Here is an 18,157-nt window from a genome sequence, read left to right as displayed (position 1 = left end):
CGAGTTGCCGCATCCCCAGTGACCGTTCGAGGAGTTCCCCATGCCCGCACCGTCCGCGCCCCGCAGGGTCGCAGCCGTCGCCGTCGCCGGTCTCGCCCCGCTCGCCCTGACCACGTTGGCCGCCGCTCCCGCCTCGGCGCACGGCTCGATGGGCGACCCGGTCAGCCGGGTGTCGCAGTGCCACGCCGAGGGACCCGAGAACCCGAGGTCGGCCGCGTGCAGGGCGGCGGTGGCGGCGGGCGGCACGCAGGCGCTCTACGACTGGAACGGCATCCGCATCGGCAACGCCGACGGCAAGCACCGGGAACTGATCCCGGACGGCAAGCTGTGCAGCGCGGGCGACCCGGCCTTCAAGGGCCTGGACCTGGCCCGCGCCGACTGGCCCGCGACCGGCGTGAGCAGCGGCTCGTACACCTTCAAGTACCGCGTGACCGCCCCGCACAAGGGCACCTTCAAGGTGTACGTCACCAAGCCCGGCTACGACCCGGCGCAGCCGCTCGGCTGGGACGACCTCGATCTGTCCGCGCCGGTGGCGACCGCCACCGACCCGGTCGCCTCGGGCGGCTTCTACACGTTCTCCGGCACGCTGCCCGAGCGGTCCGGCAAGCACCTGCTGTACGCGGTGTGGCAGCGCTCGGACAGCCCGGAGGCGTTCTACTCCTGTTCGGACATCTCCTTCGGGGACGGCGGCAGTGCCGGTGCGGCCACCGGTGGCGCCCCCGCGTCCGGCGACACGGCCGGGGGCGCCGCGCCCGCGCCGGAGGCCTCCGCACCGTCCGAGGAGCAACTGGCGGCCGCGGCCGACAAGTCGACGATCGAGCACCACGGTCACGGCGACCAGGACGCGCGGACCACGGCGGACCCGACGGACGCCCCGGCCGAGGCCCCCGGCAGCGCCGCCGAACCCCACCGGGTCAAGGCCGCCGGCGGGGGCACCGAGAACCTCGCCGAGACCGGTGGGGACAGCGGCACGCCCTACCTCGCCGTCGGCGGCGCCGCCGCCCTGGCCCTCGGCGCGGCCGTCCTGTTCGCGTCGGTCCGCCGGCGCGCGACGACCGGCCGCTGACCCGGAGCACGGGGGAACGCGAGGGAACGCGGGGGAACGCCGGGCCCGTCCGGCGGCTCAGGCCGGGCGGGCCCGCGTGGTGCGGGCCGGGGTGCCTCGGTCACCGGTCAGCCGACGACCGAGGCGCAGGTGGTGGGCGTGGCGTGCGCCGGGGTGGGGGCGTTGGTCACCCGCCGCCCTGACCGCCGCGCTGCACGCTCGCCGCGGCCGGCGGTCTCCCGCAGCACGTCCACGAGGGCGTCGTCGCTGCTGCTTCGAGGGCGATCGGGCCGCGCACGGGTTCGCCTTCGAGGGCGATCGGCCCGCGCACGGGTTCGCCTTCGAGGGTGATCAGCAGCTCGCCGGTGAGGCAGGTGGAGGACCTCCTCCCGGCCGACGGCACCCGCCTCACTCCCCCGTGGGCCACCCGACCCGCGGGGGCCTCACGCCGCCAGCGACCCCGGCATCACCGCCCTCGGCCCGAACTTCGCCCGCGCGCGGTCCGCGACCTCCTCGATCCGGCGGACCTTCTCGTCCACGGGGTCGAAGGTGAGCTGGTGGGAGGCCTGTTCGGCGGACGTGAGCCCTTCGGCGCGCAGGGCGACCGTACGGACCCGGGCGCGCTGGAGCCCGAGTGCCTCGTACATCTCGTGCGCGGTCCGGGTCAGGGCCGCCGAGTGCGCGGTCGGCTCCTTCAGGGTGCGGCTGCGGGTGGTGGTGGAGCGGTCGGCGTAGCGGACGGTGAGGGTCAGGGTGCGGCAGACCTTGTCCACGGCGCGCAGCCGGGCGCCCAGTTCCCCGGCGGCCGAGAGCAGGGCGCGGCGGTGCCGGTCGGGGTCGAGTTCGTCGCGGTCGAAGGGGCGGTCGGCGGCCAGGGACCGGGAGACGCCGTTGGGGACGACCCGGCCCCGGTCGACGCCCTGGGCCTTCTCGTGCACCTCGCGGCCGGTCCTCGCGCCGACCAGGCGCTGGAGCGTGGACAGCGGTGCGGCGGCGACCCGGCCGAGGGTGTCGAGGCCGTACTCGCACAGGGTGCGGGCGGTCGCGGTGCCGACGCCGGGCAGCGCGGCGACGGGCTTGCCGGCGAGGAAGTCCCGCTCCTCGCCGCCGGGCACCGCGCGGGTCAGTCCCGGCCGGGCGTCGCGCAGCGCCATGCGGGCCAGCATCGGGCCGGGCCCGGCGCCGATCACGCAGTCCACGCCGTACAGCGCGAGGGCGCGGACCCGGATCACCGAGGCCAGTTCCACGGCGTCCCGCCCGAAGTACCGTTCGGCGCCGCGCAGGTCGGCCAGCGCTCCGTCGGGCGGCAGCGCCTCGACGACCGGGGTGAACTCCTCCAACAGCCCCAGCAGCTGGGGCAGGGCCGCCTCGTACGTCGGCGGCGGCTGGAAACGTACGCAGAGAATCGTCATCCCGCACTCCCCGGACTCTGGTGCCACAACTTCCTTCCGACCGCGGGCCCTTCGCCCGCGGGGCGCAGATCGGCCCAGGGGTGCATCTCGTACCCGGTGGACATGCGGATCTTCCGCTGCTCCATCGGGTACTGGGCCGCGGACCCGGCCGGCGCGGGCCGTCCGTCCGAACCGGCGAGGCGGCGGCGCGCCGGGCCGCCCTCGGGGTCGTCGCCCTCCCGGCTTCCGCCCGCTGCGGTCAGCCGGGCGGCGACGCCCTCCAGGCCCTCGTCCCGGCGCACCTCCAGCAGGTCGGCGAGGTTCCAGGCGGCGGAGCCGACCACGCTGAGGCTGCGCGGGCCGCGCCGCTGCACCACTCCGCGCACCAGCAGCAGCCAGGAGTGGAAGACGGTGTGCGCGCAGGCGTCGTGGGAGTCGTCGAAGAAGGCGAGGTCGACCAGGCCGGAGCCGTCGTCGAGGGTGGAGAAGATGACCCGGCGGCCGGAGCGGACCGGCGGGGTCTGGGTGGCCGCCTTGGCGCCCGCGACCAGCACCGTCTCCCCGTGCCGTGCCTCGCGCAGCCGCTTGGCCGACACCACGCCCAGCTCGCGCAGGAAGGTGCGGTGGTCGTCCATCAGGTTGCGCGAGGCGTCCATGGAGAGCACGCCGAGTTCGGCGCTGAGCTTCTCCGCCGAGGTGAGGTCGGGCAGTCCGGCGGAGGCGGTCCGGCGTCCGCCGGACAGGGGGAGCTGGTCGCCGCGTCCGCCCCGGGCGCCGCGGTGCAGTTCGGTCAGGTGCAGTTGCAGGTCGCGGCGGTTGGCGCCGAACGCGTCCAGCGCGCCGACCTGGGCGAGCCGTCCGGCCAGCGGCCTGCTGGGGCGGGCCCGTTCCCAGAAGTCGAGCAGGGAGGCGTAGGGCTGCCCCTCGGCGATCCGCTCCGCCTCCGCCTCGCTGATGCCGTGCACGTCCGAGAGGGCGAGGCGCAGACCCCAGGTGGCGGGCTTCCGTGACCGTGATTCAGACACCAGTTCGATCCTGTGTGCGACCCCGGACTTGTTCACGTCCAGCGGCAGGATCGGCACCCCGCGCCGCCGCGCGTCCGCCAGCAGCAGCCGCTTGGGGTACATGCCGGGGTCGTGGGTGAGCAGCCCCGCGTAGAAGGCGGCCGGGTGATGGGCCTTCAGCCAGGCCGACTGGTAGGTCGGCACGGCGAAGGCGACGGCGTGCGCCTTGCAGAAGCCGTAGCTGCCGAACGCCTCGACGATCTCCCAGGTCCGCTGAATCGTTTCCGCGTCATAGCCGTTCGCTGTCGCGTGCTGGGCGAACCACACCTTGATCCGCCCCTGCGACTCCGGGTCGGAAAGACCGCGCCGCACCCGGTCCGCCTCGCCGCGTCCGCAGCCGGTCATGATGGCGACGATGTCGATGATCTGCTCGTGGAAGACGACGACCCCGTACGTCCCCGCCAGCGGCTCCGCCAGGTCCTCGTGCGGGTAGCGCACCGGCGCCCGTCCGTGCCGGGCCTCGATGAACGGCCGCACCATGTCGGCGGCGACCGGTCCCGGCCGGAAGAGCGAGATGTCGACCACGAGGTCGTGGAAGGTCGACGGCTGGAGCCTGCCCACCAGGTCCCGCTGGCCCGGCGACTCGATCTGGAAGCAGCCCAGCGTCTCGGCGGACCGGATCATCCGGTACGTCGCCGGGTCGCCCTCCGGTACGGCGTCCAGGTCGACCTCGGCGCCCGTGGCCCGCTTCACCTCGGCGACCGCGTGCGCCATCGCCGACTGCATCCGCACCCCGAGCACGTCCAGCTTGAGCAGCCCGAGGTCCTCCACGTCGTCCTTGTCGAACTGGGCCATCGGAAAGCCTTCACCGCTGGTCGGCATGACCGGCGTACGGGAGAGCAGGGAGGCGTCGGACAGCAGGACGCCGCAGGGGTGCATGGCGACACCGCGCGGGAGGGCGTCCAGGCCCTCCACCAGGCCCCAGAGCCTGCCGTACCGCTCCTGCTCCCCCGCCAGCGCTTTGAGTTCGGGCAGCTCCTCCAGGGCCGCGCGGGCGTCGCGGGCGCGGATGTGCGGGAAGGACTTGGCGACCCGGTCGATCTCGGCCGGGTCCATGGACAGGGCGGCGCCCACGTCGCGGATGGCGTGGCGCACCCGGTAGGTCTCCGGCATGGCGACCATGGCGACCCGCTCGGTGCCGAACCGGCCGATGATCGCGCGGTAGACCTCCAGCCGGCGCGCGGACTCCACGTCGATGTCGATGTCGGGCAGCACGACCCGCTCCTTGGACAGGAAGCGCTCCATCAGCAGCCCGTGCTCGACCGGGTCGGCGTGTGCGATGCCGAGCAGGTGGTTGACGAGCGAGCCCGCGCCGGAGCCGCGCGCGGCGACCCGGATGCCCAGGTGCCGTACGTCGTCCACGACCTGGGCGACGGTGAGGAAGTACGAGGCGAAGCCGTGGTGGGCGATGATGTCCAGCTCGTGGTGCATCCGCTCCCAGTACTCCCGGTGGTCCCGGCGCCGGTCGTAGCCGTGCCGCACCATGCCCGCCGCCGCCCGGGAGGCGAGCGTCCGCTGGGCGGTGCGGCGGCCGGCGCCGACGAGGTGCGGTTCGGGGAAGTGGACGGCGCCCATGCCGAGGTCGTCCTCGGGGTCGACCAGGCACTCGGCGGCCGTGGCCCGGGTCTGCTCCAGCAGGCGGTGCGCGGTGTCGCGCCGGAAGCCCGCGGACTCGACGATCCGCTCGGCGGCGTGCCGCATGGCACCGGCGTCCTTGAGCCAGGCCTCGCCGGAGTCCAGTTCCCCGGTGGCGTCGATCGGGACCAGCCGGCGAGCGGCGTCCAGGACGTCGGCGACCTCGCCCTGGCCGGGGTCGGCGTAGCGGACGGCGTTGGAGAGCACCGGCCGCACGCCCTGCTCGGCGGCGAAGCCGACGGTGCGGGAGGCCAGCCGCAGGGAGCCGGGGCCGGTGCCCTCGCGGCCGTGCCAGACGGCCTCCAGGCGCAGGGCGTCGCCGTAGACCTCCCGCCAGGGGGCGAGGAGCCGCGCCGCGCGGTCGGGACGCCCGGCGGCGAGGGCGCGGCCGACGTCGGAGTCGGGGCCGAGCAGGACGGTCAGACCGTCGGCGTGGTTGTCGGGCCAGGACAGCAGCGGGATGCCCTCGGCCGTGTGGGCGGCGGAGACCAGACGGCACAGGTCGGCCCAGCCGCGGGCGCCGTCGCGGGCGAGGAAGGTCACCCGCGGGGCCGACTCGTCGACGAAGGCGCCGCCGCGCACGGGGGTGCGGCACCGGTCCCGGCGCACCGAGGTGTCCGTGCGGTCGGCCTCGGGCTCGGGCTCGGGGGCCGCCACCGCCAGCTCCGCGCCGAACAGGGGGCGGACGCCCGCCTTCGCGCAGGCCTTGGCGAAGCGGACCGTGCCAGCGAGGGTGTCGCGGTCGGTGAGGGCGAGGGCGTCCATGCCCCGCTCGATGGCGCGCCCGGCCAGCCGCTCCGGGTGGGAGGCGCCGTAACGGGCGGAGAACCCGGAGACGGTGTGCAGGTGCGTGAAACCCGGCATCACGCACCTCCCGACTCATGAACCGACGCATACCCATGGAGACCCGAACGCCATTATCGAACGCCTGTTCCCAACTACTCCACCCACCATACCCTCATCCTCGAATGTATGTGCGACATCCGTTCGGCCCCGCCCCACCTGCGCAAACGCTCCCCGACCAGGACTGTGGGGACATGTCACACACACCGGGCCCCGGCACGCGAAGCGGCACGCGAAGCGGCTCCTTCCTCGGTGAGGTGAAGGACGCCGTCACCCCGCGGGCCACCCTGCTGGTGCTCGGCGTGATCGCGCTCCAGCTGCTGTTCATCGCCTCCTACGTGGGGGCGCTGCACGATCCGAGACCCAAGGACGTGCCCTTCGGGGTGGTCGCCCCCGGGGCGGCCGCCGGGCAGACGGTGGACCGGCTGGAAGGACTGCCCGGCTCCCCGCTGGACCCGCGCGCGGTGGCCGACGAGGCGGGCGCCCGGCGGCAGATCATGGACCGGGAGATCGACGGTGCCCTGGTCGTCGACCCCTCCGGCCGCACCGACACCCTGCTGGTCGCCTCCGGCGGCGGCACCGTCCTCGCCACCACCCTGGAGGGCATCGTCGGCAAGGTGGAGCAGGCCGAAAGACGCGCGGTGCGGGTGGTCGACGTGGCTCCGGCCTCGTCCCACGACTTCGACGGGCTGTCGTCCTTCTACCTGGTCGTGGGCTGGTGCGTCGGCGGCTACCTGTGCGCCTCGATCCTCGCGATCAGCACCGGCGCCCGGCCGGCCAACCCGCGCCGGGCGGCGATCCGGCTGATCGTGATGGCGCTGGTCTCGATCGTCGGCGGGCTCGGCGGCGCGGTGATCATCGGGCCGGTCCTGGGCGCGCTGCCCGGCGGCGTGCTGGACCTGTGGGGGCTCGGCGCGCTGATCACCTTCGCGGTGGGCGCCGCCACGCTCGCCCTCCAGGGCGTCTTCGGGATCGTCGGCATCGGTCTGGCGATCCTGCTGGTGGTGATCGCGGGCAACCCGAGCGCGGGCGGCGCCTTCCCGCTGCCGCTGCTGCCGCCGTTCTGGAAGGCGATCGGCCCGGCACTGCCCCCGGGCGCCGGCACCTGGACGGCCCGCTCGATCGCCTACTTCAAGGGGAACGACGTGACCGCCTCCCTGCTGGTGCTGTGGGCGTGGGCGGTCGCGGGGACGGTGATCACCATGCTGGCGGCCGCGCTGCCCCGCCGCGGCCGGCCGGAGGCGGAACTGCCCCCCGCGCGGGCCGACTGACCGCCGTACGGACGCGGAAGCCCGGGCGGGCACTCGGATCCCCGGGCGGGCCACGCGGTTCCCCGGGCGGCACGCGGACCCCTGGGCGGGCACGCGGAAGTCCCGCCCCTCGCGCGCGGGACGGGACTTCACAGGTGTGCGGGTACGGCTCAGCCGATCTGCGTACCGGTGGCCGACAGGGCCTCCGTCACGGGCTGGAAGAAGGTCTCCCCGCCCGAGGTGCAGTCGCCGCTGCCGCCGGAGGTGAGGCCGATGGCCTTGTCGCCCGAGAAGAGCGAGCCGCCGCTGTCGCCGGGCTCGGCGCAGACGTCGGTCTGGATCAGGCCGTTGACGATGTCGCCGTTGCCGTAGTTCACGGTGGCGTCCAGGCCGGTCACCGTCCCGTCGTGCACCTGGGTGGTGGAACCGCTGCGGGTCACCTCCATGCCGACGGTGGCCTCGGCGGCGCCCGAGATGGCCTGCGAGGACCCGTTGTAGAGGTTCACCTCGCTCGGGTGGTCCACGTCGGCGGTGTACTTGACCAGGCCGTAGTCGTTGTCCGGGAAGCTGGACGCCTCGTTCTCGCCGATGACGTTCCCGGAGGAGTCCGACCAGCTCGAAATGGACTCGGTGCAGTGTCCGGCGGTGATGAAGTACGGCTCACCGCCCTTGGTCACGTTGAAGCCGAGCGAGCAGCGCCCGCCGCCTCCGGTGATGGCGTCGCCGCCCGCGACGAAGGGCCTGTACTCGCCCGTGGTGCGCTTGAGCTCGGCCTTGGCGCCCAGCCCGTCGACCACCTTGGTCAGCCGGGACAGTTCGGCCGCGGAGACCGTGCGGTCGGCGGTGACGACGATCTTGTTGGTGGTCGGGTCGGTCGCCCAGGACGTGCCCGGGATGGTCGCGTCCTTCGCGAGGGCGGTGCGCGCGCTCTTCAGATCGGCGAGCGAGTTCTCGACGACTCTCGCCTCGGCGCCCGCCTCCTCGACGGTGCGCGCGGCACTCTCGTCGAGCACGTTGACGACGAGGCTCCTGGCCTGCGCGTCGTAGTACGTGCCGGCCGCGTCGGCGCCGAGGTCGCCGAGCAGCGTGGAGGCGAGCTTCCCGGCCGCCGCGACGGACAGGGCCTCGGGGGCGGCGGTCTTCGGGGCCTCGCTGGCGTTCGCGCTCTGGAAGGTGACTCCCGCGGCGACCAGTGCGGTGATTCCCGCACCTACCACGGCGGCCCGCCGCCCGGGTATGCGTCGGTGCTTCAACTCACGTCCTCCTGTGGGGGGTCGGCCCGGAGGTTGTGGGGACCTCGCGGACCGGAAGGCTGGTTGACGAGCGTTGACTCTTCCGACTCCACAGGCCGCACACAAGGTCGACATCAGGACGTGCGCACGACAACTTCAGCGCGGTCACACCGCCTTCACCCTTCACGCCTCTTCCCGCAGGATCCGCGCCGGGCGCACCGGCGGACACCCCGGGGAACACGGAGGAGCCCCCGCACACCGTCGCTGCGGTGTGCGGGGGCTCGGCGCGCTGCCGGCTGCGCTCGATACGTGACGTGACGTGACGTACGACGTGCTGGGGTACTGACGGACCGCCGACTAGTAGACGCTGACGCCGTAGGCGCTCAGGGCCTCCGTCACCGGCTGGAAGAACGTCGTCCCGCCCGAGGAGCAGTTGCCGCTGCCGCCGGAGGTCAGACCGTACGCGGTGCCGTTGCTGCCGTAGAGCGAGCCGCCGGAGTCGCCGGGCTCGGCGCAGACCGTGGTCTGGATCAGGCCGGAGACTATGTCGCCGCCGCCGTAGTTGACGGTGGCGTTCAGGGCGGTGACCCGGCCGCTGTGGGTGCCGGTGGTGGAGCCGTCACGGATGACGGTGGTGCCCACGCTCGGGGTGGCGGCGCGGGTGATGTCCACGCCGTTGGCGGTGCCGGGCCGGGCGACGGACCCGGTGTACTGCACGATGCCGTAGTCGTTGCCCGGGAAGCTGGAGCCCGTCGTCTGCCCGATGACGGTGCCTCCGGAGCTGGCGCGCCAGGCGCCGGCGCCGTCGGTGCAGTGTCCGGCGGTCAGGAAGTACTCGGTGCCGTTGCTGGCACGGACGTTGAAGCCGAGGGAGCAGCGCCAGCTGCTCGCGTAGATGGCGTCGCCGCCCTGGATGAGCTTGTTGAACTTGCCGGGGGTGCGCTTGATCGTGAGCGCGTCGGCCTTGTCGCCGGCCTGCTCCTTGATCTTCGCTATCTCGGCCTGGGAGACGGTGCTGTCGGCGGTGACGAGCACCTGGCCGGTCTTGGTGTCGACGGCCCAGGCGGTGCCGGGGACGTCGGCCTGGAGTACCGCGTTGCTGGCGCTGCTCAGCTCGGCGGCGCTGAAGGCGGCCGGGGTGGGTGCCGCGTTCGCGCTGGGGATCGCGACGGCGGCGGCGGCCACGAGGCCGGTGGACACGGCGATCAGCCGAGTCCGTCTCGTGATGCCGCTGCGGGGGGTGGTGCGCTTGATCCTCACTTTTCGTTCCTCCACAGGGGAAGTCGGGGGCCCCTCTCGTGGGGGTGGGGGCCCGTGAGGCGCAGCCAGGGACGGACCTCCGGATTCCCGGATACGTCGTGCCCCTGACAAGCGCTGAGGTTGAAGTCTCGGCCGAACGACCGGTCGGCGCAAGAGTGCCTTTCGGTCGTCCGCCTTTGAACGGCCTTTACCAAACCCCGCTCGGGCTCAACGCAGTTCGCGCTCCCCCGCGGCGACGTGGGCCTCCAGGGTGTTCCCCGGCGGCGGGAAGGGACAGACGAAGTGGTCGGCGCACGCGCACGGCGGCGGCACGGCACGGTTGAGGTCGACCGTCGTACGCCCCTCGGCGTCCGGCACGGCCGGGCGCAGGAACCGGAAGCGGCAACTGGTGTCCCCGCTGGTGGCGTCGGCGAAGACGGCCCACAGCGAACCGTCGCCCTCGACGCCCACCTGGAGCGTGTGGTGCCGCCCGGCCGGCTCGAAGGCCAGTTCCCCCGCCGAGCGCCGGCCCGCGCTCCCGTCCGTCCGCGTTCGACACCCGCACGCTGCGCGGACCCGCCTCGTACAGGGTGAAGCGGCCCGGCACCGACCAGCGCGGGTCGTACGGCGTGGCCGCGATACCGCGAAACGCCCGCCGTGCGGGGGCGGCCGGGTCGAAGTCCCGGACGCCCCACAGCCCCTCGCGGACCAGGACGACCAGCCGCCGCTCGCCGCGGGCCACCCGGGCGCCGCCCGCCGGACCCGGGTCGGACGTGAGCCGCACCTCGCCGTCGAGGGGCCGCCCGTCCACGGTGAGCCCGGCCGCGCGGCCCGCCGTCAGCGGCACCGCCTCGCCGTCCGTCGTCCACCGCCCGGGGATGTCCGGAAGTTGCCCGTCCGGATGGTCCTCCAGCCAGTGTGTGCCGGTCGGCGCGAGCGGTCCGTAGGGCGCCGAGACCGTGGCGACGCGCTCGGCGTGCCGGCGCTGCCACGCGTCGGACGCATCGCCGGGCCCCTCGCCGGACGCGGTGCGCAGCGCCTTGTCCGGCGCGTCGCCCGGTGAGCCCATGGTCATGCTTCAAGCCTTCCGCACCGGTTCGGCCGGACCGAGGTGGGAGCGCAGGGTGGCACCCTCGTACCGGGTACGGAACGCGCCGCGCTCCTGGAGCAACGGGACCACCCGGTCCACGAACTCGTCCAGCCCGCCCGGGGTCAGATGCGGGACGAGGACGAAGCCGTCGGCGGCGTCCCGCGCCACGAACTCCGTCAGTTCGGCGGCGACCTCCTCGGGCGTGCCCACGAACCACAGCGGTGGCTGGTCACGCGCTCCCACATCGACTTCGGTCGAGTGTGGTCCTGTGCCTGTTCAGCCGACCCCCTGCCCGCCCCGATCGCGTGCTCACGTGCTCACCCGTATCGCCTGATCGCTTGATCGCTTGATCGCCTGATCCCGTCGGGGCCTCCTCGGGTCCGGCCCGCCGCCGACCCGCCTTCACACGCGCACACCCCTCTCGCGTCGCCCCAAGCCTTCGCTCTCAGGAGACCACCGACGATGCGCACGCCGCCGCATGCCCGAAAACGACTCTTCACCCCTTTCGCCCCGATCACCTCGGCCGCCCCGCTACTCACGGCGTGCGGCTCCGGTGCCCCCTCCGCAAGACGCTGACCGGCCAGGACGTCGACCCGCCTCCTGAAGAAGTGGGCACGACGGAGTCGGCGAGGGCGAAGTCCGAGATCCCACCCCCGGAGCTGAAGACCTGACGACCGGGAGAGCCCCCGGGGATGACGGCTCCTCAGCAGCTGCACCCGCAGTCGCAGCCGTCGCAGCCGTCGCAGCCGCACCCGTCGTCGCCGCAGCAATTACTGCAGCAGTCGCAGCAGTCGCAGCAGTTGCCGCAGTCGCACTGGGAGCAGAGCCCTTCCCTGCGCTGCCCGCTCCAGGGGTCCTCGAACGTGCCGCAGCACATCTGGCACGTGCAGGCCAGCCCCAGCCACACGGCGCAGCCCGCGAGCAGCCCGCGCCGGTCGCGACGCGGCGGCTCCGGGGGCGTCGGCCCACCGGGGGCGCCCGGGGTGCCGGGCGCGCCGGGAGGGGCGTACGGATGGCTGCCGTGGGCGCACGAGACGGTGCCGAACGCGCGGTCCACGGCACTGCCCAGCTCGTGCACGAGCAGCCGGTGCACCAGCCGCCCGTCGGTGAACTCGGCCTCCCGCAGGGCCAGCCGCACCCCGCGCACGGCGTCGTCCGCGAGCCGGCGGGCCTCGGTGAGCGGCGTCCCGGTGGCGGTGAGCGGGTTCCAGGCGCCGGACGCGGCGTCGGCCTCCCGGTCCTCCACGGCGTCCAGGAGATGGGCGAGCCGGCCGAAGAGCCGCCCGGCCTCGGCGAGCGGCGCGGCGTTGTGCGGCCGCCCGGCGAGGTGCGCGGTGTGCGCGAAGGCGGCGGCGGTCGCCGTCTCGGTCGGTTCGGTGACGGTGAGCAGGGGCGTCCCCGGCCCGGCGAGGGCCTCGATGCCGCCCTGCCGGTCCACGGCGTCGACCAGTACGGCGGTGTCGAAGCCGACGGCGCTGCCGCCGCGCGCCCCCGCCGCGTCCCAGCCGGTGGCGATCCGGCGGGCGGCGAGGGCCACCGGCCGACGGGCCAGCAGGCCGTCCCCGTCGGCGACGTGGTCGCGCACCTTGGCCGAGGCCAGCACGAGGGAGACGGCCGCGGCGAGGCGGGCGCCCTCGCCGTGCGCGACGGACGCGGTGCGCATCCCGCGCAGCGGACAGGGCCCCGCGGTGCGCCGCCCGGCGCCCGCACCGCCCCGCTCGGCCTGAGCCTCCGTCAGAACCGATATGAGCAGCCCGTCATAGTTCGTCACGATGCGCGCGAACTGCCCGTGGTCCTTGCGCAGCGCGAGGCACAACCCGCACAAATGAGCCATCCACTGGCTCGTGAGGCTCTCTCCGAGCCGGTGCCTGCACGGCCTGACGATTCCGAACACGACGCTCCCCCGTGGTTGGTACGACCCTGAGCTGCGGCATCGTACCGACCGTCGCCTTCACCCGTCCGCACCCGCTCTCACCCGTGTGCCGTGAAGAATCATATTTCACTCACAGTCAGCAGCCGTTTGGGAAACGACCCTTGGGACACAAGGACTCTCGACGGATCCGCTGTGCACCAGTACCGTCACAAACCCCCCGCGCGGCGTCTATCCACTTGGCGCGACGTCCGCATCATGGATGACCATAGGGATGCGGAAGCACGAAAGCCCGCTGTGAGAGGAGGCGTCCATGGGATCGGTACGCAAGGCGAGTGCGTGGCTCGGCCTCGTCGACGACAACGATGACGAGCGTTACTACGACGACGACTACTCCGAGGGCACCGAGCCCGGGGACGCCTGGGTCACGGACCCGCGGGTCAAGGTGGCTTCGGACGTGGCCGAGGAGAAGGGCCGCCGCATCGCGACGGTCACCCCGGACAGCTTCCGGGACGCACGGGCCATCGGTGAGCTGTTCCGGGACGGGGTCCCGGTCATCGTGAACCTGACGGCCATGGAGGGCACCGACGCCAAGCGCGTGGTCGACTTCGCGGCCGGGCTCATCTTCGGCCTGCGCGGTTCGATCGAGCGGGTGTCCACCCGGGTGTTCCTGCTGAGCCCGGCCGACACCCAGGTCATCAGCGGCGAGTCCGCCGCGCACCGTTCCGACGGTTTCTTCAACCAGAGCTGAGGCGGGGCCGCACACCACGGCCCCGCCCCCCGCTCGCCGGGCCGCCTCCTAGCGGAAGGCGTCGAGTCCGGTGAGCGCCTTGCCCAGGACCAACTGGTGCATCTCGACGGTGCCCTCGTAGGTGAGCACCGATTCCAGGTTCGTCGCGTGCCGCATCACGGGGTATTCGAGCGAGATCCCGTTGGCACCGAGGATCGTGCGGGCCGTACGGCAGATGTCGATGGCCTCGCGGACGTTGTTGAGCTTGCCGAAGCTGACCTGCTCGGGACGCAGGCGGCCGGCGTCCATGCGCCGCCCGAGGTGGTGGGCGAGCAGGATCCCCTTGTGCAGTTCCACCGCCATGTCGGCGAGCTTGGCCTGGGTCAGCTGGAAGCCCCCGATGGGCCTTCCGAACTGCTCCCGCGACTTCGCGTACTCCACGGCCGCCTCGAAGGAGCTGCGGGCCGCACCCATGGAGCCCCAGACGATGCCGTAACGGGCGTGCGAGAGACAGCTGAGCGGCCCGCGCAGCCCGGTGACCTCCGGCAGTACGGCGTCGGCGGGCAGCCGTACGTCGTCCAGCACCAGCTCGCTGGTGACGCTGGCCCGCAGGGACCACTTGTGCTTGATCTCGGGAGCGGAGAAGCCCGTGCTGTCGGTCGGCACGACGAACCCGCGGATGCCCTCCTCGGTCTGCGCCCACACGACGGCGACACCGGCCACCGACCCGTTGGTGATCCACATCTTGCGTCCGTTGAGCACCCATTCGCCACCGGCGTCCCGCTTGGCACGGGTGCGCATGTGCGCCGGGTCGGACCCGTGATCGGGTTCGGTCAGCCCGAAGCACCCGATGACCTCACCGGCGGCCATGCGGGGCAGCCACGCCTCCTTCTGCTCCTCGCTCCCGAAGCGGTGGATGGCGTACATGGCGAGGGAGCCCTGCACGGAGACCAGGGAGCGGATGCCGGAGTCGGCCGCCTCCAGCTCCAGACAGGCCAGCCCGTACTGGACGGCGCTCGCCCCGGCGCAGCCGTACCCCTCGAGCGACATGCCGAGCGCGCCGATGCCCCCGAGCTCCCGGGCGAGCTCCCGGATGCCGGGCAGCTCGCCCTTCTCGTACCAGTCCGCGATGTGCGGCAGCACGCGGTCGGCGGCCCAGCCGCGCACGGTGTCCCGGACCGCGAGGTCCTCCGGCTCCAGCAGGTCGTCGATGCCGAGGGGGTCGGCGGGGTCGAACGCGGGCAACTTGGGGGACGCGGCCATGGGACACCCTCCGGGACTCTTAAAAACTAGCGCCGCTAGTCACGACTCTCGCTGCCGACGTTACGATGCGGCGCTCCGCACGTCCACCATGCCCGTCTCCCACCCACGCATCACCTGCGGCGAACGGGTGCCACGTGGACGGGAGACCCACGAAGAACGACCTGCGGCCGCCAACGCTCTTGAACCACCCACGGGAAACGCCCACCCCGTTCCCGACGGCGAACGGGTGGCGCGTGGGCGGGTGGGAGACCCACGAAAACGGCCCGCAGCCGCCACCGCTCCTCAACCACCCACAGGCGACGCGCTCACACCGAGACGCGGGACTGGGACTCCACCGCCTCCCGCGGCGCGGGCACGGAGACCTCCTCGCACTGCATCACCCGCGGCAACCGCAACGCCATCACCGCCCCCAGCAGCAACAACCCCGCACTCACCACCAGCGTCACATGCAGCCCGTGCACGAACGCGTCCCCCGCAGCCCGCCGCAACGCCACCCCCGCGGGCCCCCCGAGCTGCGCGGCGACCTCGTACGCCTCCCCCAGCGAATGCCCCGCCGCCACCGAGGCCGACGCCGGCACCCCCGGCACGCCCCCGGTCAGCCCGGGCGCGTACGCCGCGTTCATCACGCTGCCCAGCAGGGCGATGCCGATCCCGGCGCCCAGTTGGTACGAGGTCTCGCCGATCGCCGCCGCCCCGCCCGACTGCTCCTGCGGCGCCTCGCTGAGCATCGACTCGTACGCCCCGAACAGCGTCGTCTCCAGGCCGAAGCCGAGCAGCACGAACCCGGTCAGCAGCAGCGCGCCGTTGTCCGCCCGGCCCATCGCCGTCAGCAGCACCACCGCGAAGGCGGTCAGGCAGAACCCCGCGCACACCATCCGCCGCGGCCCGAAGCGCCGCAGCAGCCGCGCCCCCGCGAGCCCCGCCGCCATGGCCGCGAAGGTCAGCGGCAGCAGCCGCAGCCCGGTCTCCAGCGGCGACAGCCCGAGCACCAGTTGCAGGTACTGCGCCGCGATCAGCTCCAGCCCCACCAGCGCCAGCATGGCCAGCACGATGCACCCCACCGACGTACTGAACGCCGGCCGCCGGAACATCGTGAGGTCCACCAGCGGATACGTCCGCCTGCGCTGCCGCCGTACGAAGCCCGCCAGCAGCGCCGCGCCCAGCAGCAGCGGCAGCACGGTGAGCAGGCTCACCACCGGCTCCCCGCCACCCAGCCGCTTCACGCCCAGGACGACCCCGAACAGGCCGCCCGCCGCCATCAGCGCGCCGACCACGTCCCAGGGCCCGCGGCCGTCGCCCTTCGACTCGGGCAGCAGCAGCCGTCCGACCGGCAGGCTGACCAGCATCAGCGGGATGTTGACGAGGAAGACCGAGCCCCACCAGAAGTGCTCCAGCAGGAGTCCGCCGAGCAGCGGACCGACCGCCGCGCCGACCGCGGCCACGGCGCTCCAGATGCCGATGGCCAGCGCCCGCTCCCGCCGGTCGGGGAAGACCTGCCGCAGGATCGACAGGGTCGCCGGCATGATCATGGCCCCGCCGACGCCGAGCAGCGCGCGGGCCGCGATCAGCACCTGGGCGCCCTCGGCGAGCGCCGCGAGCGCGGAGGCGACGCCGAACAGGGCGTAGCCGAGCAGGAGGATCCGTCTGCGGCCCACCCGGTCGCCCAGCGTGCCGAAGAGGATCAGCAGCGAGGCGCAGACGAGCGGATAGACGTCGACGATCCAGAGCAGTTCGATGGCACCGGGCCGGAGGTCCTCGGTGACGGCGGGGACCGCCACGTGCAGCACGGTCGCGTCGACGGCGACGAGCAGCAGGCTGACGCAGAGGACGACCAGGACCACCCAGCGGTTGGCACCGGCTCCGGCCGCCCGACGGCGCGGCGCGGCGGCGGCCGTGGTCGTCCCGGACATGTACGTACCTCCAAGATGTTCCCTCGCGCCCGGCGGGCCGGGGTGGGGACTCCCCGGCGGCTCGGCCGGAGAGGAGCGGGGGGCTCCGGGCCGTGCAACGGAACGCGAGTGACTCGCCAGAGTACGCGAGAGCGCGCACCGCACCCGTGGCGGGCCTCACACATCCCGCGTCACTCGTGTGGCGTGCGCCACTGCGGGCGCCGTCCCGCCCGCCCCGCCGGGACGGCCGCCCCGGCGCACGGCAGATAATCGAGCCCGTGACCGATCTTGAAACGCGCACCGCGGGCCGCCCCGCCGCCCGGGGTCCGTCCGGTGCCCTGCGCCGGGCCGCCCCGGCGCTCCTCGGCTACGCGGCCGTGCGCGCCCTGGGCCTGCTCGCCCTGGCCCTGTGGAGCGCGGCGCGCGACAAGAGCGCGTACACGCTGCTGACGGCCCGCTGGGACTCCCTCTGGTACACCAGGGTCGCCGCGCTGGGGTACGGCTACGAGGTGCGGCTGCCGAACGGTGACGTGCACTCCAACCTGGCCTTCTTTCCGCTGCTGCCCTGGCTGGAGCGGCTCGGCGCGGCGGTGACGCCGTTGTCGTACGCCGACGCCGGGTTCGTCGTCTCCCTGCTCGCCTCGCTCGCCGCGGCCTGGGGGATCTTCGCGGTGGCGGACCACGCGTACGGCCGCCGTGCGGGGGTGTGCGCGGCGCTGCTGTGGGCCGTGCTGCCGGTCGGGATCGTGCAGTCGATGGCGTACAGCGAGTCCCTGTTCACGGCGCTGGCCGCGTGGTCGCTGTACGCGGTGCTGACCGGCCGCTGGGTGACGGCGGGGGTGCTGGCCGCGCTGGCCGGGCTGACCCGCCCGGTCGGGCTCGCGGTGACGGCGGCGGTGTGGGTGGCGGTGGTCGCGGCCTTGGTGCGGGGCCGGGGCGAGGACGGCACCGAGGGCGCCCCGGGCGTGCGGCACGTGCTCGGCATGCTGCTCGCGCCCCTGGGCGCCGCGGGTTACGTGCTGTGGGTCGGCCACCGCACCGGCACGGGCCCGCTCGGCTATCTCGACGTCCAGGCCGGCTGGCGCAACGGCTTCGACGGGGGCGCGGCCTTCGCCCGTTTCGTCGGGGCGAAGTTCACGTCGTTCCCGGCGGCCCTGGCGGGCGTCGGGCTGATCGTCGGGGTCGCGCTGCTGGTGTGGCTGTACGTGGTCTGCGTGCGCCGGCGCCAGCCGCTGCCGCTGCTGGTGTACGCGGGGGTCGTCGTCGTGCTCGCCCTGTGCGCGTCGAGCTACTTCGGCTCCAAGCCCCGGCTGCTGCTGCCCGCGTTCCCCCTGCTGTTCCCCCCGGCCGTGGCCCTGGCCCGGCTGCGCACCGCCGGGGCGGCGACGCTCGTGTGCGCCGTCGCGGCGGCGTCGGCGGCCTACGGGGCCTTCTGGCTGAACGGCTCCGGCCCGCCCTGAGGGGCGGGGGCCGCCCGATGACCGCCGGGACAATTCCGCACCAGCATTCGGTGAACGCATTCATAAGCACGATAAAACCGTCGGCCGGGCTGATCAAAAGAATTGAAGTCCGCAGTCGGCAGGCATTGCGGATTACCTCGGAATAAGCCGTCTCCT

General features: G+C 73.7%; 12 protein-coding genes and 2 pseudogenes. 4 read left to right on the top strand and 10 right to left on the bottom strand.

All coding sequences use genetic code 11. The features are described from left to right. The first annotated feature begins 40 nt into the window (after nt 1-40). Nucleotides 41-1,066: a lytic polysaccharide monooxygenase auxiliary activity family 9 protein gene (locus tag IE94_RS0123310; protein WP_030187584.1), complete on the top strand. Its 1,026-nt coding sequence runs from the start codon at nt 41-43 to the stop codon at nt 1,064-1,066. Between the two features lie 166 nt (nt 1,067-1,232). Here IE94_RS0123310 and IE94_RS39960 read toward each other — a convergent pair whose 3' ends face one another. Genes IE94_RS39960 through IE94_RS0123295 form a run of 3 tightly spaced genes read right to left on the bottom strand, consistent with a single transcriptional unit; the run spans nt 1,233 to nt 5,999 of the window. Further along, entirely contained in the window at nt 1,233-1,448 is a 216-nt protein-coding gene (locus IE94_RS39960; RefSeq protein WP_157849371.1) for a hypothetical protein, read from the bottom strand. A 40-nt stretch (nt 1,449-1,488) separates the two neighbouring features. Next, complete coding sequence (locus IE94_RS0123300) at nt 1,489-2,457, bottom strand: DNA polymerase Y family protein (RefSeq protein ID WP_030187581.1); 969 nt, start codon at nt 2,455-2,457, stop codon at nt 1,489-1,491. Next, nucleotides 2,454-5,999 (bottom strand): DNA polymerase III subunit alpha, encoded by a 3,546-nt coding sequence (locus IE94_RS0123295; RefSeq protein ID WP_030187579.1) that lies wholly within the window; start codon nt 5,997-5,999, stop codon nt 2,454-2,456. The genes IE94_RS0123300 and IE94_RS0123295 overlap by 4 nt, the downstream gene beginning before the upstream one ends. A gap of 173 nt (nt 6,000-6,172) precedes the next feature. Here IE94_RS0123295 and IE94_RS0123290 point away from each other — a divergent pair, with 173 nt between their 5' ends. Further along, the gene (locus IE94_RS0123290; RefSeq protein ID WP_030187576.1) at nt 6,173-7,249 is read left to right on the top strand and encodes an ABC-2 transporter permease; all 1,077 of its coding nucleotides are present in this window, start codon (nt 6,173-6,175) and stop codon (nt 7,247-7,249) included. Nucleotides 7,250-7,398: 149 nt separating this feature from the next. Here IE94_RS0123290 and IE94_RS0123285 read toward each other — a convergent pair whose 3' ends face one another. From IE94_RS0123285 to IE94_RS0123265, 5 genes and pseudogenes are all read right to left on the bottom strand, one after another. After that, nucleotides 7,399-8,481 (bottom strand): S1 family peptidase, encoded by a 1,083-nt coding sequence (locus IE94_RS0123285; protein WP_030187574.1) that lies wholly within the window; start codon nt 8,479-8,481, stop codon nt 7,399-7,401. Nucleotides 8,482-8,817: 336 nt separating this feature from the next. After that, entirely contained in the window at nt 8,818-9,720 is a 903-nt protein-coding gene (locus tag IE94_RS0123280; protein ID WP_030187571.1) for a S1 family peptidase, read from the bottom strand. A gap of 207 nt (nt 9,721-9,927) precedes the next feature. Further along, nucleotides 9,928-10,774, bottom strand: a pseudogene (locus IE94_RS35950) (DUF1684 domain-containing protein). Between the two features lie 3 nt (nt 10,775-10,777). Then, nucleotides 10,778-11,002, bottom strand: a pseudogene (locus tag IE94_RS0123270) (F420-dependent methylene-tetrahydromethanopterin reductase); the annotation flags it as partial. 490 nt (nt 11,003-11,492) lie between these two features. Next, a complete protein-coding gene (locus tag IE94_RS0123265; protein WP_030187566.1) occupies nt 11,493-12,683 on the bottom strand; it encodes a DUF5685 family protein in 1,191 nt (396 codons plus the stop codon). A gap of 289 nt (nt 12,684-12,972) precedes the next feature. On the opposite strand from IE94_RS0123265, the gene IE94_RS0123260 reads away from it, so the two are divergent. Next, complete coding sequence (locus IE94_RS0123260; protein WP_030187563.1) at nt 12,973-13,410, top strand: cell division protein SepF; 438 nt, start codon at nt 12,973-12,975, stop codon at nt 13,408-13,410. Nucleotides 13,411-13,458: 48 nt separating this feature from the next. On the opposite strand, the gene IE94_RS0123255 is transcribed toward IE94_RS0123260, so the two are convergent. Beyond that, nucleotides 13,459-14,652 (bottom strand): acyl-CoA dehydrogenase family protein, encoded by a 1,194-nt coding sequence (locus IE94_RS0123255; RefSeq protein WP_030187559.1) that lies wholly within the window; start codon nt 14,650-14,652, stop codon nt 13,459-13,461. A 305-nt stretch (nt 14,653-14,957) separates the two neighbouring features. Continuing rightward, the gene (locus IE94_RS0123250; RefSeq protein ID WP_030187557.1) at nt 14,958-16,562 is read right to left on the bottom strand and encodes an MFS transporter; all 1,605 of its coding nucleotides are present in this window, start codon (nt 16,560-16,562) and stop codon (nt 14,958-14,960) included. A 257-nt stretch (nt 16,563-16,819) separates the two neighbouring features. Here IE94_RS0123250 and IE94_RS0123245 point away from each other — a divergent pair, with 257 nt between their 5' ends. Further along, on the top strand, nt 16,820-18,001 hold the full coding sequence (locus tag IE94_RS0123245) for a glycosyltransferase family 39 protein (RefSeq protein WP_030187555.1): 1,182 nt from the start codon (nt 16,820-16,822) through the stop codon (nt 17,999-18,001). Nucleotides 18,002-18,157: the final 156 nt, after the last annotated feature.

Origin of the sequence: Streptomyces violaceorubidus (genome assembly GCF_000717995.1) — a bacterium.
GTDB classification, from domain to species: Bacteria; Actinomycetota; Actinomycetes; order Streptomycetales; family Streptomycetaceae; genus Streptomyces; species Streptomyces violaceorubidus.
The sequence above is the reverse complement of the archived record's forward strand: the minus strand, read 5'-3'. Positions and strand labels throughout refer to the sequence as shown.

Bases quoted from the DNA above. Each gene is read 5' to 3' on its own strand.
- IE94_RS0123300 (WP_030187581.1), bottom strand. From the start codon at position 2,457: ATGACGATTCTCTGCGTACGTTTCCAGCCGCCGCCGACGTACGAGGCG.
- IE94_RS0123260 (WP_030187563.1), top strand. From the start codon at position 12,973: ATGGGATCGGTACGCAAGGCGAGTGCGTGGCTCGGCCTCGTCGACGAC.
- IE94_RS0123295 (WP_030187579.1), bottom strand. From the start codon at position 5,999: ATGCCGGGTTTCACGCACCTGCACACCGTCTCCGGGTTCTCCGCCCGT.
- IE94_RS0123250 (WP_030187557.1), bottom strand. From the start codon at position 16,562: ATGTCCGGGACGACCACGGCCGCCGCCGCGCCGCGCCGTCGGGCGGCC.
- IE94_RS0123290 (WP_030187576.1), top strand. From the start codon at position 6,173: ATGTCACACACACCGGGCCCCGGCACGCGAAGCGGCACGCGAAGCGGC.
- IE94_RS0123310 (WP_030187584.1), top strand. From the start codon at position 41: ATGCCCGCACCGTCCGCGCCCCGCAGGGTCGCAGCCGTCGCCGTCGCC.
- IE94_RS0123255 (WP_030187559.1), bottom strand. From the start codon at position 14,652: ATGGCCGCGTCCCCCAAGTTGCCCGCGTTCGACCCCGCCGACCCCCTC.